The organism is Pseudomonas cichorii (genome assembly GCF_015471405.1).
Classification (GTDB): domain Bacteria; phylum Pseudomonadota; class Gammaproteobacteria; order Pseudomonadales; family Pseudomonadaceae; genus Aquipseudomonas; species Aquipseudomonas serbiensis.
The window spans coordinates 159,463-175,669 of record NZ_BLVZ01000005.1 but is presented as its reverse complement, the minus strand read 5'-3'; the positions used below and the strand labels follow the sequence as shown (position 1 = coordinate 175,669).

The 16,207-nt window shown below is 59.2% G+C and carries 13 protein-coding genes; 7 read left to right on the top strand and 6 right to left on the bottom strand.

What is annotated here, in order from left to right:
- Positions 1-2 precede the first annotated feature (2 nt).
- Positions 3-2,258 (top strand): DNA topoisomerase IV subunit A, encoded by a 2,256-nt coding sequence (gene parC / locus JL015_RS08930; RefSeq protein WP_201001747.1) that lies wholly within the window; start codon positions 3-5, stop codon positions 2,256-2,258.
- 180 nt (positions 2,259-2,438) lie between these two features.
- Positions 2,439-3,134, top strand: a complete 696-nt coding sequence (locus JL015_RS08925; protein WP_201018202.1) for a PqiC family protein — start codon at positions 2,439-2,441, stop codon at positions 3,132-3,134.
- Between the two features lie 275 nt (positions 3,135-3,409).
- Here the strand turns inward: JL015_RS08925 and JL015_RS08920 are convergent, their stop codons facing one another.
- Entirely contained in the window at positions 3,410-4,954 is a 1,545-nt protein-coding gene (locus JL015_RS08920; RefSeq protein ID WP_201018201.1) for a histidine kinase, read from the bottom strand.
- Positions 4,955-5,083: 129 nt separating this feature from the next.
- Between JL015_RS08920 and serB the strand changes: the two genes are divergently transcribed.
- On the top strand, positions 5,084-6,298 hold the full coding sequence (serB, locus tag JL015_RS08915; protein WP_201018200.1) for a phosphoserine phosphatase SerB: 1,215 nt from the start codon (positions 5,084-5,086) through the stop codon (positions 6,296-6,298).
- Positions 6,299-6,346: 48 nt separating this feature from the next.
- Here serB and JL015_RS08910 read toward each other — a convergent pair whose 3' ends face one another.
- The 4 genes from JL015_RS08910 to JL015_RS08895 form a co-directional block, all read right to left on the bottom strand.
- Complete coding sequence (locus JL015_RS08910; RefSeq protein ID WP_201018199.1) at positions 6,347-8,131, bottom strand: molecular chaperone; 1,785 nt, start codon at positions 8,129-8,131, stop codon at positions 6,347-6,349.
- Positions 8,132-8,392: 261 nt separating this feature from the next.
- The gene (asd, locus tag JL015_RS08905) at positions 8,393-9,256 is read right to left on the bottom strand and encodes an archaetidylserine decarboxylase (RefSeq protein ID WP_201018198.1); all 864 of its coding nucleotides are present in this window, start codon (positions 9,254-9,256) and stop codon (positions 8,393-8,395) included.
- A 48-nt stretch (positions 9,257-9,304) separates the two neighbouring features.
- Complete coding sequence (locus tag JL015_RS08900) at positions 9,305-10,120, bottom strand: rhodanese-like domain-containing protein (protein ID WP_201018197.1); 816 nt, start codon at positions 10,118-10,120, stop codon at positions 9,305-9,307.
- 44 nt (positions 10,121-10,164) lie between these two features.
- Positions 10,165-11,700: an HDOD domain-containing protein gene (locus tag JL015_RS08895; RefSeq protein WP_201018196.1), complete on the bottom strand. Its 1,536-nt coding sequence runs from the start codon at positions 11,698-11,700 to the stop codon at positions 10,165-10,167.
- Between the two features lie 200 nt (positions 11,701-11,900).
- Here JL015_RS08895 and motA point away from each other — a divergent pair, with 200 nt between their 5' ends.
- Complete coding sequence (gene motA / locus JL015_RS08890) at positions 11,901-12,752, top strand: flagellar motor stator protein MotA (protein WP_025258287.1); 852 nt, start codon at positions 11,901-11,903, stop codon at positions 12,750-12,752.
- A 3-nt stretch (positions 12,753-12,755) separates the two neighbouring features.
- On the top strand, positions 12,756-13,772 hold the full coding sequence (gene motB, locus JL015_RS08885; protein WP_201018195.1) for a flagellar motor protein MotB: 1,017 nt from the start codon (positions 12,756-12,758) through the stop codon (positions 13,770-13,772).
- Between the two features lie 45 nt (positions 13,773-13,817).
- Here the strand turns inward: motB and rsgA are convergent, their stop codons facing one another.
- On the bottom strand, positions 13,818-14,849 hold the full coding sequence (rsgA, locus tag JL015_RS08880; protein ID WP_201001761.1) for a small ribosomal subunit biogenesis GTPase RsgA: 1,032 nt from the start codon (positions 14,847-14,849) through the stop codon (positions 13,818-13,820).
- A 107-nt stretch (positions 14,850-14,956) separates the two neighbouring features.
- Here rsgA and orn point away from each other — a divergent pair, with 107 nt between their 5' ends.
- Positions 14,957-15,490, top strand: a complete 534-nt coding sequence (orn, locus tag JL015_RS08875) for an oligoribonuclease (RefSeq protein WP_201001762.1) — start codon at positions 14,957-14,959, stop codon at positions 15,488-15,490.
- 99 nt (positions 15,491-15,589) lie between these two features.
- Entirely contained in the window at positions 15,590-16,198 is a 609-nt protein-coding gene (locus tag JL015_RS08870; protein ID WP_201018194.1) for a trimeric intracellular cation channel family protein, read from the top strand.
- Positions 16,199-16,207 lie beyond the last annotated feature (9 nt).

Below are 16,207 nucleotides of genomic sequence, written 5' to 3'. Positions count from 1 at the left end.
GCATGAGCGACTCCCTTGACCTCAGCCTGGATGGCGTAGAACGCCGATCACTGGCTGACTTCACCGAACAGGCCTACCTCAATTACTCCATGTACGTAATCATGGATCGTGCCTTGCCGCATATCGGTGACGGCCTCAAGCCTGTACAGCGACGCATTGTCTACGCCATGAGCGAGTTGGGCCTTGGTGCTGACTCCAAGCACAAGAAGTCGGCGCGTACCGTGGGCGACGTGCTCGGCAAGTTTCACCCGCACGGCGACTCGGCCTGCTACGAAGCCATGGTCCTTATGGCCCAGCCATTCAGCTATCGCTACACGCTGGTGGACGGGCAGGGTAACTGGGGTGCGCCGGACGATCCCAAGTCTTTCGCGGCCATGCGTTACACCGAAGCCCGTTTGTCGCGTTATTCCGAAGTGCTGCTCAGCGAGCTGGGCCAGGGAACTGCGGACTGGGTTCCGAACTTTGACGGAACCCTGGATGAACCTGCTGTCTTGCCAGCACGTTTGCCGAATATCCTGCTCAATGGCACCACCGGTATCGCCGTGGGCATGGCCACTGATGTGCCGCCGCATAACCTGCGTGAAGTGGCCAGTGCCTGCGTGCATCTGCTCGATGACCCCAAGGCCAGCATCGAAGACCTGTGTGAGCACGTCAAAGGCCCGGATTACCCGACCGAGGCGGAAATCATCACGCCACGCGCCGACCTGCTGAAAATCTACGAAACCGGTCGCGGTTCGGTGCGCATGCGTGCCGTGTATCGCGTTGAAGATGGCGACATCGTGGTCACCGCGCTGCCGCATCAGGTATCGGGCGCCAAGGTGCTGGAGCAGATCGCGGCCCAGATGCAGGCCAAGAAGTTGCCGATGGTCGCAGACCTGCGTGACGAGTCGGACCACGAAAACCCGTGCCGCATCGTGATTATCCCGCGCTCCAACCGGGTCGAACTCGACGAGTTGATGCAGCATCTGTTCGCCACGACCGAGCTTGAGTCCAGCTATCGGGTGAACATCAACATCATCGGCCTGGACGGCAAGCCACAGCTCAAGAACCTGAAAGCACTGCTCAACGAGTGGCTTGTATTCCGTATCGCAACCGTTCGCCGTCGTTTGCAGTACCGTCTCGACAAGGTCGAGCATCGCCTGCACCTGTTGGACGGTTTGCTCACGGCGTATCTGAACCTGGATGAAGTTATCCACATCATCCGTACCGCCGAACATCCGCGTGCAGAGCTGATCGCGCGCTTTGGTCTGACAGAAATCCAGGCTGACTACATTCTCGATACCCGTCTGCGTCAGTTGGCGCGTCTGGAAGAGATGAAGCTGCGCAGTGAACAGGATGCCTTGCTCAAGGAGCAGGCCAAGCTTCAGGCCCTGCTGGGCAGCGAGTCCAAGCTGCGCAAACTGGTGCGTAGCGAGCTGATTGCCGACGCCGAAACCTATGGCGATGACCGTCGCTCGCCTATCGTTGCGCGTGCCGAAGCCAAAGCGTTGTCCGAAAACGAACTGATGCCGACCGAACCGGTGACGGTCGTATTGTCCGAAAAAGGCTGGGTGCGTTGCGCCAAGGGCCATGATGTCGACGCCACAGGGCTTTCCTATAAAGCAGGCGATGGCTTCAAGACCTCGGCCATCGGGCGCTCCAACCAGTTTGCCGTCTTTATCGACTCGACCGGGCGCAGCTACTCGGTGGCAGCCCATACCTTGCCGAATGCGCGTGGTCAGGGCGAGCCATTGACCGGCAAACTGCAACCACCGCCAGGCGCGACCTTCGAGTGCGTGCTGTTGCCGGAAGATGAAGCGCTGTACGTTATCGCGTCGGATGCCGGTTACGGTTTTGTGGTAAAAGGTGAAGACTTGCAGGCCAAGAACAAGGCTGGCAAGGCATTGCTGAGCCTGCCGACAGGCTCGAAAGTCATTCTGCCGCGGCCTGTGGCAGATCGTGAACATAACTGGCTGGCAGCCGTGACCACTGAAGGCCGATTACTGGTTTTCAGAGTCAGCGACTTGCCTCAGTTGGGTAAAGGCAAAGGCAACAAGATCATCGGTATTCCAGGCGAGCGTGTCGCGAGCCGGGAAGAGTATGTGACAGATCTGGCGGTAATCCCGCAAGGCGCTACGCTGGTGCTTCAGGCTGGCAAGCGCACTCTGTCGCTCAAGGCCGAAGACCTTGAACATTACAAAGGAGAACGTGGTCGACGAGGGAACAAACTGCCAAGAGGCTTCCAGCGTGTGGATGCCCTGTTGGTGGAAAACAGCTAGGAATATTCATTTAGAGCCAGCGGTCTTCGTTTTGCCATGAAGATCGACGCATAATCGCTGGAGTCATGGCGAATATTCACGGATGATATGGTGTCTTGGGGTCTCGGCGTGGCGCAGTGCCTGCATGAGCCTATAAGTATCTACACTGTGGCCGCCTGAGGCGGCCACCTGGATGGGACGATGAATTTTCTACGCCTTCCCTTTGTCTTGTTGATGACGGGCGTTTTGGGGTTGGCTGGTTGCAGTATGCATCAGCCTACCGCGCTGTATCAGCTGGACAGTGGTGACCCGGGCCAGCCAAAACAGAGCACGGGGCTTGCTGTTTTGCTGGGTCCGGTTTCAGTTGCTGACTACCTGCAACGTGAAACCCTGCTGCAACGTCAACCTGACGGTACGTTGACGGCTTCACCTGATGGCCGTTGGGCTGGCAACCTGTCTTCGGACATTGACCAGCTTCTTCTGCGTCAACTGGCCTGGAAGCTCGATAGCCAGCGAGTCGTACTCGCTCCTGCTGTCGCGAATTTCAAGCCGGATGTACAGATCGTGTTGTCGATCACCCGCCTTGATTCGGGTGCCAAGCAACCTGCCGTGCTCGATGCGCAATGGCGTTTGCTGGACCGCAAGGGCAATGTTCGCGACAGCCGCCTGGTCCACCTGGAAGAGGTTCACACTGGTGGCTCTGCCGATCAGGTCAGGGCGCAGGGTATTCTGCTGCAACGTCTTGCCGAACAGGTCAGCGTCGCGGTCAAGCCGATTTCCTGGCAAGTCGTCGACGAGCCGAAGAAGGCGCCGGTTGTGAAGGCCAAAGAGCCCGACAAGCCGAAGATCCCGATGGCTTCACCAATACGGACAGACCTTGAAGTGTTTCGCTTCTAAGTCTGAACCCCACAAAAAAGCCCGCAGCGATGCGGGCTTTTTTGTGGGCTACTACACCGTAATGCTGATCAGTTAAGAGGCTGATTTCAAAAAAAACGGGTGGCTGGAGTCACAATCCGTGGGAGGGGCCTTGGCCGCGACAGCCCGGTTTCAGGCACCGAAAATGTGTTGCCTGTAAGTTGGTCGTCGCGGCCAAGGCCGCTCCCACAGGTGAATATATATGCCTTAACTGATCGGCATTAATTCTACACCGCGCCCAGTGGGAGCGAATTCATTCAGGCCTTGTGCGTCTCATGCATGCGTGCCAGCTGGCGTTCCAGCATCGACGGGTAAGGCTCCATCAGGCGCTCGACGCAGCAGGCACCTTCCGGGCTGGCGATCGGGCGGATGCGGGCGCGCTGGCGGATCAGGGCGTCGTCGTTGATCTTGCGTTCCACCAGCAGCAGGTTGCGGCTGTGCTGGGACAGCGCCAGTGCGTCCTGGGCGGTTTCGGTCAGCAGCAGATCGATCTGGCTCAGGCCGGACAGGCCTTCACCCAGCGTCAGGCCCAATTGCAATTGCAGCGTGATGCCACTGTCGGCAACTTCGATCTGCAAGGCGTGGCTCAATGCGCGCAGCAACTCGCCGCAACAGATCGCATTGGTCAGGTAGTCCTCACCGCTTTCCTGGCTGTGGAACAGCATCAACGTGCTGCCGTCATTCAAGGTATGCAGCTCGCTGTCATACAGCGACGCGGCCTGATCGAGGCAGTCACGATAGCGTTGCAGCAGATCGGTCAGGCGAGCGCGAGGCAGGCGGCGAAGTTGATCCTGAGCGCCCAGTTGCACGGCCAGCACGGCGCTGTGTTGGGGTTCGCTAGGGGTGGACAGTACCGAAGCAGGGCGAATGGCCGGTGCGTTGCTGGAGCTGTCACGAAGATCGGCAAACGGATCTTCCTCGTCCTCTTCATCTTCTTCGGCCACGAAGCGGCGTTGCGCGGGAGGCGCGATCACGCGAGGCTTGGGCGTTTCGTCGAAGCCGGTATCGCGAGCTGAAAATGAAGGCGCAGGTTTCTCGTCCTCAGGCTCCAGATACGCATCGTCGTCTTCGCTGTATTCGGGTTCCGGTGGTATTTCAGGCTCTGGAACCGGTGGTGCGAAGGAGGAGCGCAGTTGACGCGCCAGATCGCCGATTTCGTCCTGGCGGTCGGTGGCAGGTGTGTAAGGGTCGATATCGCGCAGCCAGATCCGCAGTTGCAGCAGTGGCGTGGAGATATGGCGACCCAGACGCAGGCTCAGGGTCAGCGCCAGCGCGAGCAGGATGCCAGCCAGAATACCCATGCTTTGCAGGCTGATGGTCATGGGCTGCTGGAATTGCGTCATGTCCAGGCTGATACGCAGGTGACCGGCCATCACGTCCTGGAAGGTGATCTTTATTTCATAAAGACCCTGGGCTTCACCCAGCAGGCTGTTTTTTGGACGTTGACCGGCCTCCGCGAGAATGCGGTTATCCACGCTATAGATGGCAGCGTGGGCCACCAGCGGGTTCTTGACCAGATTGCCCAGCAGCACGTTGAGGCTGAGGATGTCGTTGGACACCAGCAGCTCGGTCGCCGAGGTTGCGGTCTGTGTGGTCAGGGCCTGCCCCAGTGCGTCGGCCTGTTCGTGCATGGCCTGCTTGAATTGCAGGCCCATGACGCCGGCGTAGATCACCAGCGCCAAGGCGACCAGGATCACGTTATGGCTGGCAATACGCAAAGCAATCGGTACACGGCGGTGGCGCAGCGCACGAAAGATCAGCAGGAAGAAATTATCGGTTTTAACGGGCGTGGGCCGGTTCACAGAGCACGGCTCTTTCGGTGAAGTTGCGCGCAGTATAACGACCGTCCCAGTAGCGGCAAAGCGCTGGCTGTGCCCGGCGGTCACAGAAAGTGGTTAGAATGCGGTTTTTTTCCACTGCTGGGGTGCGCCTTGCGCGAAATCGTCCTGATTAACATCACTGGTGTCGACCGTCCGGGTCTCACTGCGGCCATCACTGGCGTTCTTGCCCAGGGGGGCGTGAACATCCTCGATATTGGTCAGGCGGTGATCCATGACACCTTGTCGTTTGGCATCCTGGTCGAAATCCCGGATACCGAACAGGGTTCTTCCGTCCTCAAGGACATCCTGTTCACGGCCTACAAGCTCGATCAACAGGTACGTTTCACTGCGGTGTCCGAAGAGGATTATCAGCAATGGGTCGACGGGCAAGGCAAGGCACGGCATATCGTGACCCTGCTGACGCGCAAGGTCACTGCCGAGCAGTTGCAATGCGTCAGTTCGATCACTGCGAAATACGGGCTGAATATCGACCATATCGATCGCCTGTCCGGGCGCATGCCCCTCGACACCCCGGCTGACAAGGGCAAAGGCTGCATCGAGTTCTCCGTGCGCGGCGAGCCTGCTGACCCCAAGGCCATGCAGGCCGAGTTCCTCAGTGTGGCTCAGGACTTGAACGTCGATATCGCGTTCCAGCAGGATTCGCTGTTCCGTCGTAACCGCCGTCTGGCCGTGTTCGACATGGATTCGACCCTGATCGAAGCCGAAGTCATCGATGAACTGGCCAAGGCGGCTGGCGTCGGTGAGCAGGTCTCGGAAATCACCGAGCGCGCCATGCGTGGCGAGCTGGATTTCCGTGCCAGCTTCAAGGAGCGCCTGGCTTTGCTCAAGGGGCTGGATGTGAACGTGCTGGATGAAATCGGTGCGTCGCTGCGTCTGACCGAAGGCGCTGAAACCTTGTTTGCCGAACTCAAGCGCCTGGGCTACAAGACGGCGATTCTCTCCGGCGGCTTCACTTACTTTGCCAAGCAGTTGCAGGCGAAGCTGGGCATCGACTATGTGTTTGCCAACGAGCTTGAGGTGGTCGACGGCAAGGTGACGGGCGTGGCCGTCGAGCCGATTGTCGATGCGCAACGCAAGGCCGATCTGCTGCGTGAGCTGGCGAACAAGGAAGGTTTGAGTCTGGAGCAGACCATCGCGGTGGGTGATGGCGCCAATGACTTGCCGATGCTGGCGATTGCCGGTCTTGGGGTGGCGTTCCGTGCCAAGCCGTTGGTCAAGCAGTCTGCCAGACAGGCGATCTCGACTTTGGGGCTGGACGGCGTTCTCTACCTGCTGGGCTTCCGCGACCGTGAGGGGCGAGGCTGATAAGCCCGTCCTGTGTGGCTGTCGTAATCCTCTGAAGGGTTGCGACGGCTACAGCGAACTCCACAACGAATCGAATTCCTGCCCCGGCTTCGGTTTCTCGCTTTCCGTCGCCTTGGGCGCATCGTAGATCTTGTACTCGAACTGGTTATAGCTGGCGCTGCTGATGTGCCGGTTGCTCAGCGCTGCGCGACGTTCTTCGCCGTTGACGTTGATCATCACCTGGCTGCCTTCCTGAAACGGCAGGCGTGGAGCCAGAACTGTCGGCGGCTTGCCCATGGCGCGGACTTCCGGAAGCATCAGGGTACGCAGGTACTGGCTGTTCTGTTCTTCACGTATCAACTGCATGCCACAAGGCTGGGCAAACGGGGCGATCAATTCGATACCCATCTGGGTGCCGCCGCTGCGCACCTGTCGGACCCAGCGCACGATGGCGATGCTCCAGCCCTGACCGGCATCATCCTGAATCCCCACCAGTTCGCCAGCCTGTAATTGTGGCGGGACGTCCTTGGGCCATGCCAGGCAATAGCCGCCTGGGCTGTGGTTGACGATGTTCAGCTCGAAAGTCGCAAAGATATTCTGGGCATTGGAGGCTGACTCACTGTCGCCCTCCGCTGACTGATATTCGATTTCCTCGAAGGGCAGCAAGACCGACGAGGTGTTGCCGCGATGGGTATCGAAGGCGTTCGACCACGGATCGTCGGCGTTATCGTTGACCACCTTGAGGCTGAAATCCGCAACGCTGGCCGCGGCAGGCAGCAGCAATTGTTCGGTGAACGATTTCTGCCCGCCGACGTAATAGTGCAGGGCGCTCATGCCGATGCACAGCTTCAGCGTGCCCTGGCCTACGGTGCGCTGAAAGGTGCGCTCGGCTACATCGCCCCAGGCCGCTGCCAGATGTTGCAGCAGATCGGTGGTGACGCGAGGCGGGATAAGCAGTTTTGACTGCGAGCGCTGATCGGCAGGCAGTCCCAGGTATCTGTTGATCGCATCGGCCAGCGCGCGTGAGTTTATCCCAAGAAGCTTGGGCAGTTGCTCTTCGGCGAACAGGGTGCGGTACATCGGTGGCTTATCGGACGCAGGGTCCAGCGCGAACAGGCTGTTTTCATCGGCAGGCGACTGTAGCGTGACCATCGCGCTCCATACTTCCAGTGATTCCGCCATCTTGCCGATATTCAACTGGCGCATCTGATTGCTGCGTGAGCAGCCCATCAGCAATGCGACGGCATAGGTCTGTTCGACGCTCAGGGTGCGAGTGTGGGTGCCCAGCGGTTCGTTCACCGGCGTGGTGTGCAACTGGTACTGGCGTGCGATCTGATAGATATGGTGCAGCTCAAGCCACAGACCGTCCTGAACCGGGCAATACAACTGGCTGGCGCGGATCAGCGGGCCGTTGAGCGCATGCATGGCGCGTTGCAGCGCGGTGGTGAGCAAGGCAGCTTGTTCCTTGCTGTAGCGCGCCGCCACACTCTGGATGATCTGTTTGTAACCGGTTGCCAGATGATTCTGCAGGGCCTGGCAGAGGTTGGCGACCTTGCGCGGACGCTCATCGAGCACGATGGCCTGATTGAGAAAGTGCCGTTCCAGATGGCTGCAGACGAAATAGACTTCCGGGCGCAGCAGCTCCAGCAATTGCAGGCGGTTTTCGCCGGGAGTCATCAACTGGTTGAGTTCGGACAGCCCTTGATAGAGCTGGCGGGCCATTTCGCCGATGTTTGCTTTGGGCAGGCTGGAGATCCAGCGTTTCAAGTCGCGGGGATTGGGTTCACAGAATGACAGGCTCGACTGTGTTGGCGTGGGGGCACGCAACAACAGAGGTAAGCTCAAATTACTCATGTGACAGGCAAACTCCAGCTACTCCACAGGCCCGAACGGTGGCTTTTGTTGACGAACTTCAGACATCTTCGCATTGAGATGTATCGCGTATGCGCCAATTAAAGTGCGCTGCCTCCTGCAGCACCGATAGCGCGACTTTAACAGCATCGACACGTTCTCGCAGCTTTTGTGGCCTGATGCCAGTATTTGCCTGCTTTCCTGAGAGCACAAGCCTGAAGGCACAAACTCCGACGAGCTTGTACCTTCAGGTCATCGCAATGTTCAGGCCTGAGTCGCAGTTGCCATGGCTTGTCCCATTTGCACCTTGGAACCGGCGGTCAGTTCCTCGGCCCACTTAACCTGATCCGGGCCAAACAGCACGATAGCGGTCGAGCCCAGTTTGAAGCGGCCCATTTCTGCGCCTTTTTCCAGGTGGATAGGCGCACGTGCCGCTTCGTCGTAGCTCACGGTCTTCAGTTCGCGCTTGGGTGGCGTGACCAGCCCGGCCCAGACTGTTTCGACCGATGCAACGATCATTGCGCCGACCAGTACTACGGCCATCGGGCCGCGCTCGGTGTCGAACAGGCAGACCACGCGCTCGTTACGGGCGAACAGTTCTGGAACATTCTCGGCTGTAGTCTGGTTTACCGAAAAGAGGCGGCCTGGCACGTAGACCATTTCGCGCAGGGTTCCGGCCAGCGGCATGTGTACGCGATGGTAGTCCTTGGGCGACAGATAGACAGTCGCAAACTGGCCGCCCATGAACGGCGCGGAGAGTTTCGGATCGCCGCCCAGCAGCTCAAGTGCGCTGAAGCTGTGACCTTTGGCCTGGAAGATGCGGCCATGCTCGATAGTCCCCAGCTGGCTGATGGCACCGTCGGCTGGGCAGAGGATTGCGCCGGGAGTGGTGTCCAGAGGGCGAGCGCCGGGTTTCAGGGCGCGGGTGAAGAAGTCGTTGAAGTGCTCGTAGGCGGTGAGGTCTTCGACCAGGGCCTGAGACATGTCCACCTGATAGCGGCGCGCAAACCAGGCAGTGAAAGCATTCTTGAACCAGCTCACTCGGCATTCGGCAACATAGCCAGCCAGGCGAGACAGAAAATGGTGAGGCAGCAGGTGCTGACTAAGGATGAACAGACGCTCTTTCATTTATATTCCTAAAGCTTGATGGAGGTGCCGACTCGTTTGGAGTTGATCTCACTTCTCGATCGGGGTGTCTGGATGATTGCCCCATTCACCCCAGGATCCGGCATAAGCCTTGACCCGTGGATAACCGAGTGCCTTGGCGATCAGGTAAGTGAAGCCTGAGCGGTGGTGGGTCTGGCAATGGGTGATCACTTCCTTGTCGGCGGTGATGCCCAGGTTTTCCAGAATCTGCGGCATGTCCTGGCGGATACGCAGGTTGCGGGTCTTGTCCATGCCGGCAGTCCACTCAAAGTTGACTGCGCCAGGGATATGACCGCCTCGGGCTGCCACAACCTTTTCCCCTGAATATTCGGTCGGACCACGTGCATCCCAGATCGCCAGATCGGCGGCACCGAGGCGCGACTGCACGTATTCGCGGGTTGCCGTGGGTTCGCCATGCAGGGTCAGGGTGACGGGAGTGCTTGCAGCCGCAGGCACATCGGTGGTCAGCGGCAGTGACTGCGCTTCCCAGGCCAGCAGGCCGCCGTCCAGATAGTGGTAACGGGTGTGGCCGATGACATCCAGTAGCCAGATGAAGCGTCCGGCCCAGCCACCGCCTTCGTCGTCATAGACCACATAGACGGCGTCCGGATTGTGGCCGAGTTCGCTGAACAGTCTTTCGAGATCCCCATAGGCTGGCAGCAGGCCAGGCGCAGGTGGCTGGCCCAGTTGGGTACGCTTGGGATCGACGAAGCGGGCGCCGCGGATATGACCAGCCTCGTAACGGGCGCTGCTGGTCAGATCGACGAGGATCAGTTGCGGGGCGTCAAGGCGCTCAAGCAGATCTTGTGGCTCGATGACCAACGGCAAACCAGTGAAGACGGACATTTGCAGCCTCCGATAAAGAGAAAGTGCGAATTGTACGCCAGGCCTCAGGCTTTGCGTTGGCTAAAGATGGCCAGTGATCGTTCAATACATTGCGCGGTTTTTCCGAATGCCTGAACGGATATTTCCGACAATGGACCGCCTCCCTGGTCGGCGACCACCAGCAGCAGGACTCTGCCGTTGTTACCCAGCGAGCGGATCAGCCAGTGCTCTCCTTTGAAGATGCCTTTCAGGGCTGCGGGCAGCAGTGCAGAAAACTGTGCGAGGTTGGTCGGGGTGATCCGCAACTGGGTCGGCTGCGTCATCAAGCGTTGCAGGAGCGTGCTTTCTTTTATGGAGAACTGCAGGCCCGAGACTTCTTGCGGCAGGCCACCAGCCAGATGCACGCGCAGCACGCTGCCTGTCTTGTCCGCCATCAGCAGCATGACCCGCTGCATGCCGCAGGACATCAACGTGTCGCGAGCGGTCGTGGTCAGGTGGATGGAATTGATGAATGGCGTGGGTTCGACCAGCAGTTCGGCACACTGCTTGCGCCATTGTTGCAGCGCGTCGGCCGTCGGTGGTGGAGCGATCTCGTTGTCACGCCTGATGCGCCGGGCATCCCAGGGCCAGATCAGCGATTCGGCCGGATGCCACAGATCTGCTTCCGAATGCACGCGGGCACTGCTGGCGGCGTTCTGGTGGATCTGTTGCTGAACTTCATCCAGTGGCTGTTGCAGATAAAGGCTTGCGAGTCGCTCCCAGCGCAGGCAATGAGGGCTGTTCCACGCCTGCTGGGCAGACAGCGCCACGCCATTGCCCAGCAGCACGGTATTGGCCGGTTGATTCAGCCAGCGGCGCAGGTTCGGATCGGCATCCATCAGTTGTTGCTGGCGCAACGGGTCGTGATCTTCTCGGGCGATGTGCAGGGCCTTGACCAGCTCACGTCGCTCGTTGATCAGCACTTTATAGCCGCGGGTCACCCAGACCGGCAGGCGCCAGAACTCGGCCAGCGCCAGGCACAGGTCCAGCAGGCTGACGCCGAACAGCTCCTTCTCGACCACACGGCTGGGCTCGCCTTTGTGAATGACCCGCACTTCCCAGTCCTCCAGAAGTTTGGGGTGCGCGAGTGCCATGGGCCACAGCGGCGACAGAAACAGCAGGCTGCCCAGATGAATGTCCTGCCACAGGCGCGCAAGCCGGCTGGCGAACAGGCCGTTGGCCTGTTGCGTGGCATGCTGGCTGATAAGGATCAACTGGCGGAAGGCGGCCGGTATGTCCTGGGGTTCCCTGGCGGGCAGGCGACCGAGCAGGACTTCGGTACGTGCCAGTCCCAGGCGGTTGATTGCAATCTCAAGGCTTTCAGCCGGTTCCACCATGCCATGGCTCTTGTGGTTGGCTTCACGCAGCACGCTCAATACCAGTTCCGGGCTTTCCTGCATCATGTCGGCGATGTCGCGCAGCGAGCGGCGGCTGTCTTTCAGAGCTTCGCGCACATGATTGTGGTTCACCACCGGGATGGGCAGGTCCACGGCATCCAGATGCCTGATCCAGGCATCGAGTGTTTTGGGTATCGAGTGCTTCACAGAGCTTGCGGTCGACATTGGAAGGCCTTTACAGCTGATTTTTTTAAGCAGCGCAGGCTGCGATTCTTAGGGGCTGGACAGCTGTTTTCAAGCTCTTGTTCAAGGGCCGAACTGGTTTTTAACAAGAACTGACTATAGTCTGGACCAATGAGGCCGATACGTAGAATAAGAGTTTCCGCACATGTCCCTGAACCCGACTCGATAAGTATTTTCTACCTATGGCTAAAATTATCGGCATCATCGTCGTTTTCGCGAGCGTGCTCGGCGGATACGTTCTATCCCACGGTCAGGTCGCAGCACTGTTTCAGCCTTATGAAGTGCTGATTATCGGTGGTGCGGCTCTGGGTGCATTCCTCCAGGCCAACCCTGGCTATATGACCATGCACGTCTTCAAGAAATCCTTGCAGATGTTCGGTACGCGCTTCACACACGCTTACTACCTCGAAGTGCTGGGGCTGGTCTATGAAATCCTCAACAAGAGTCGTCGCGAAGGCATGATGGCGATTGAAGGGGATATCGAGGAGCCGGCTTCCAGCCCGATCTTCGCCAAGTACCCTGGCGTGCTCAAGGATGCACGCATGACGGCCTACATCTGCGATTACCTGCGGATCATGTCGTCGGGCAACATGGCGCCCCACGAACTTGAAGGCCTGTTCGACATGGAATTGTTGAGCATGAAGGAAGAGCTTGAGCACCCTTCCCATGCCGTCACCGGTATCGCCGACGGTATGCCCGGTTTCGGTATCGTGGCAGCGGTACTGGGTATCGTGATCACCATGGCTTCCCTGGGCTCCGGTGACAAGGCCGCCATCGGTATGCACGTAGGTGCGGCTCTGGTAGGTACTTTCTTCGGTATTCTGGCGGCCTATGGCTTCTTCGGCCCGCTGGCCACTTCCCTGGCTCACGATGCCAAGGAAGAAATGAACGTCTACGAATGCATCAAGGCTTCCCTGGTGGCTTCGGCTTCCGGCATGCCGCCTTCACTGGCCGTGGAGTTCGGTCGCAAGGTTCTGTATCCAGCGCACCGGCCCAGCTTCAGCGAGCTGGAACAAGCGGTTCGCGGTCGTTAAGCCATGGAAAATAATCAGCCGATAATCATCAAGCGCGTAAAGCGCTTTGGTGGCGGACACCACGGTGGCGCCTGGAAGATTGCCTTCGCTGACTTTGCGACAGCGATGATGGCGTTCTTCCTGGTGCTGTGGCTGCTGTCTGCTGCTACGCCCGAGCAGTTGATTGCGGTCGCCGGTTACTTCAAGGACCCGGTCGGCTTCACTGACAGTGGCTCGCCTTATGTGATTGACCTGGGCGGCTCGCCTGAGATGTCGCCTAACCAGACCCTCAACCCCGAGGTCAAGACCACGCCGTCCCCGGATACCGTGCCTATCGAGTCGGATACCTCCGAATCCAAGGCCGAGCAGGTCGAGCAAGAGCGTCTGGAGATGCTGTTGCAGGAACTGCAGAACAAGGTTGAAGAGAACCCGCAACTGCAGAAGTTCAAGGACCAGATCCTGTTCGAGATCACTCAGGATGGCTTGCGGATCCAGATCATGGATGCCGATAACCGGCCTATGTTCGACTCCGGCAGTGCGCGTCTGAAGCCGTATTTCGAGGATATTCTGCTGGCCATGGCCGACACCATTCGCACGGTGCCGAACAAGATCAGTATCAGCGGTCACACCGATGCCAAGCCATATGTGGGCAGCGGTGAGTTCGGTAACTGGGAGCTTTCGGCAAACCGTGCCAACGCTGCGCGTCGTGCGCTGGTGGCAGGTGGTTATCCTGATCCGCAAGTGGCACGGGTGGTGGGATACGCTTCTTCGGCGCTGTATGACCGTGAGCATCCGTTCAACCCTGTGAACCGTCGTATCGATATTGTCGTGCTGACCAAAAAGGCCCAGCAGCGTATCGAAGGTGATCAGAATACCGGCGGTGCGCCGCAGACTCAGCCTGCTCCGGCAGCGCCTGCGGCTCCGGGAGCGTCCACGACTGCGCCACCCGATCCGCAGGCCTATGCCCAGCCTCATGAAATTCGGCAAAAGCTGAATATCTTCGAGGAAGGACAGTTACGGGCTGAACCGGCCAGGAACTGACAGATGCAAAAACGCCGCGATCATCGCGGCGTTTTTGTATGGGTTTCAGTAGCTGTCTTGCGGCAGGCTGGCAATGATCGAGCGGTAACTGTTCATGCGCTGCTGCTGTACGCGGCCATCTTCAAGAGCCTTGAGCAGGGCGCAGCCCGGTTCGCGGTCATGCTTGCAGTCGCGGAAACGGCAGGTGCCGATCAGGTCGTTGAACTCGATGAAGCCGGCTTCCACGTCGGCGCGGCTGACATGGCCCAGACCGAATTCGCGGATACCCGGTGAGTCGATCAGGTCGCCGCCACGGGGGAAGTGGAACAGGCGTGCGGTGGTCGTGGTGTGCGTGCCCTGGCCGGACAGCTCCGACAGCGGGCCGACACGTGTTTCGACTTCTGGCAGCAGGCTGTTGACCAGCGAAGACTTGCCCACGCCGGACTGCCCTACGAATACGCTGATATGGCCGTCGAGGCGGGTTTGCAGTTGTTGCATGCCGTCGCCCTGATGCGCCGACACTTCCATGACCGGATAACCCAGTGTCCGGTACACCGCCAGCAAGGCATTGAGCGCCGGAGCGTTCTGCTCGTCGATCAGGTCTGCCTTGTTGAGCAGCAGCAAAGGGTGAATGCCGGCATGTTCGGCTGCAACCAGATAACGGTCGATCAGGTTGGCGTGAGGCTCGGGCATCGGCGCGAAGACAATCACGATCAGGTCGACGTTGGCCGCTACCGGCTTGAGCTGGCCGCGAGTGTCGGGACGGCAGAGTTCTGTTGTGCGTGGCAGTTGCGCCACGATAACGCCGATCCCCTGATTGCCGGCACGCCAGACAACCTGATCGCCGGTGACCAGCGCTGGCAGGTTGGCGCGCAAGTGGCAGCGGAAAACCTGGCCGCGTTGTTCGCCGTCCTGGGCTTCGACTTCAACCTGGACCCCGAAGTGAGCGATTACCAGGCCGGTCTGCTCAGGGCCGAGGTCGCCGCCCTCCAGGGTTTCCAGAGCCAGCGTCTCGCGTTTTGCAGCGCGGGCGGCGCGTTCGCCCTGGATCTTTTCGATGCGCCAGTTCTGGCGGCGATTGAGTTGGCGTTTGGCCATGGGTGTTCCGAGTTGATGAAGCGAATGATTGGGTCTTACATTGAATCGGGCGGAGTCTAGCATGCCGGGGTGAGCTAAACTGCCCGGCTACACCAAGGAGTCGACACATGCAGAACAAGCAGAACCTGATCTGGATCGATCTGGAAATGACCGGCCTGGACCCGGACACCGATGTCATCATCGAAATGGCAACGATCATCACCGACAGTGAGCTCAACACCTTGGCCGAAGGGCCGGTGATTGCCATTCACCAGAGTGATGAAACGCTGGCCAGGATGGACGAGTGGAATACCCGTCAGCATGGTGGCTCGGGCCTGACCCAGCGGGTGCGCGAAAGCACCATCAGCATGGCCGAAGCCGAAGCGCAGACCCTGGACTTCATCAAGCAATGGGTCCCGGAGCGCAGCTCGCCAATCTGCGGCAACAGCATTTGTCAGGACCGCCGCTTTCTGTATCGCCACATGTCGGCGCTGGAAAACTACTTCCATTACCGCAACCTCGACGTTTCCACGCTCAAGGAGCTGGCTGCACGCTGGTCGCCGGAGCTGCGCTTCAAGAAAGGCAACACCCATCTGGCGCTGGACGATATTCGTGAATCGATTGCCGAGCTGCGTTTCTATCGCGAGCATTTCATCAAGTAATGAATTGCAGCATGAGTGTGGCGAATAAACCTCGTCGCACTCTTTCAGTGCGTTGATCCGCTGGTTAGACTGCGCGCCTTTGTCGCAGGTGTGGTCGCCATGTTGCTGATGCTTTATCTGATTGCCATCACGGCTGAAGCCATGACGGGCGCCTTGTCTGCCGGGCGTCGCGGCATGGACTGGTTTGGCGTGGTACTGATCGCTTGCGTCACCGCGCTGGGCGGCGGCTCGGTGCGCGATGTACTGATCGGGCATTACCCGCTGACCTGGGTCAAGCACCCGGAATATCTGGTCCTGACCAGCGTGGCTGCGCTGGTGACCATCTTCATTGCCCCCTTGATGCGCCATCTGCGCTCGCTGTTCCTGGTCCTCGATGCCCTGGGGTTGGTGGCTTTCACACTGATTGGTTGCATGACAGCTCTGGAAGCCGGGCACGGCATGCTGATCGCAGCGGTCTGCGGCGTTATCACCGGCGTGTTCGGCGGCATCCTGCGGGATATCTTCTGCAACGACATTCCCCTGATCTTCCGGCGCGAACTCTACGCCAGCGTGTCATTCCTGGCAGCCTGGTGTTTCCTGCTGTGCCGCTATCTGGAACTGCCAACCGAGCAAGGCATCCTGATTACCCTCTTCGGCGGCTTCCTGCTGCGCCTGCTGGCGATCCGCTTCAAATGGGAAATGCCGAAGTTCATATATAAGGATCAGTAGCTGTGAGCT

Coding starts and splice junctions, on each gene's coding strand:
- asd (WP_201018198.1), bottom strand. CDS start 9,256: ATGAAAGAGCGTCTGTTCATCCTTAGTCAGCACCTGCTGCCTCACCAT.
- JL015_RS08910 (WP_201018199.1), bottom strand. CDS start 8,131: ATGAGTAATTTGAGCTTACCTCTGTTGTTGCGTGCCCCCACGCCAACA.
- JL015_RS08900 (WP_201018197.1), bottom strand. CDS start 10,120: ATGTCCGTCTTCACTGGTTTGCCGTTGGTCATCGAGCCACAAGATCTG.
- motB (WP_201018195.1), top strand. CDS start 12,756: ATGGAAAATAATCAGCCGATAATCATCAAGCGCGTAAAGCGCTTTGGT.
- JL015_RS08925 (WP_201018202.1), top strand. CDS start 2,439: ATGAATTTTCTACGCCTTCCCTTTGTCTTGTTGATGACGGGCGTTTTG.
- motA (WP_025258287.1), top strand. CDS start 11,901: ATGGCTAAAATTATCGGCATCATCGTCGTTTTCGCGAGCGTGCTCGGC.
- rsgA (WP_201001761.1), bottom strand. CDS start 14,849: ATGGCCAAACGCCAACTCAATCGCCGCCAGAACTGGCGCATCGAAAAG.
- parC (WP_201001747.1), top strand. CDS start 3: ATGAGCGACTCCCTTGACCTCAGCCTGGATGGCGTAGAACGCCGATCA.
- JL015_RS08870 (WP_201018194.1), top strand. CDS start 15,590: ATGTTGCTGATGCTTTATCTGATTGCCATCACGGCTGAAGCCATGACG.
- JL015_RS08895 (WP_201018196.1), bottom strand. CDS start 11,700: ATGTCGACCGCAAGCTCTGTGAAGCACTCGATACCCAAAACACTCGAT.
- orn (WP_201001762.1), top strand. CDS start 14,957: ATGCAGAACAAGCAGAACCTGATCTGGATCGATCTGGAAATGACCGGC.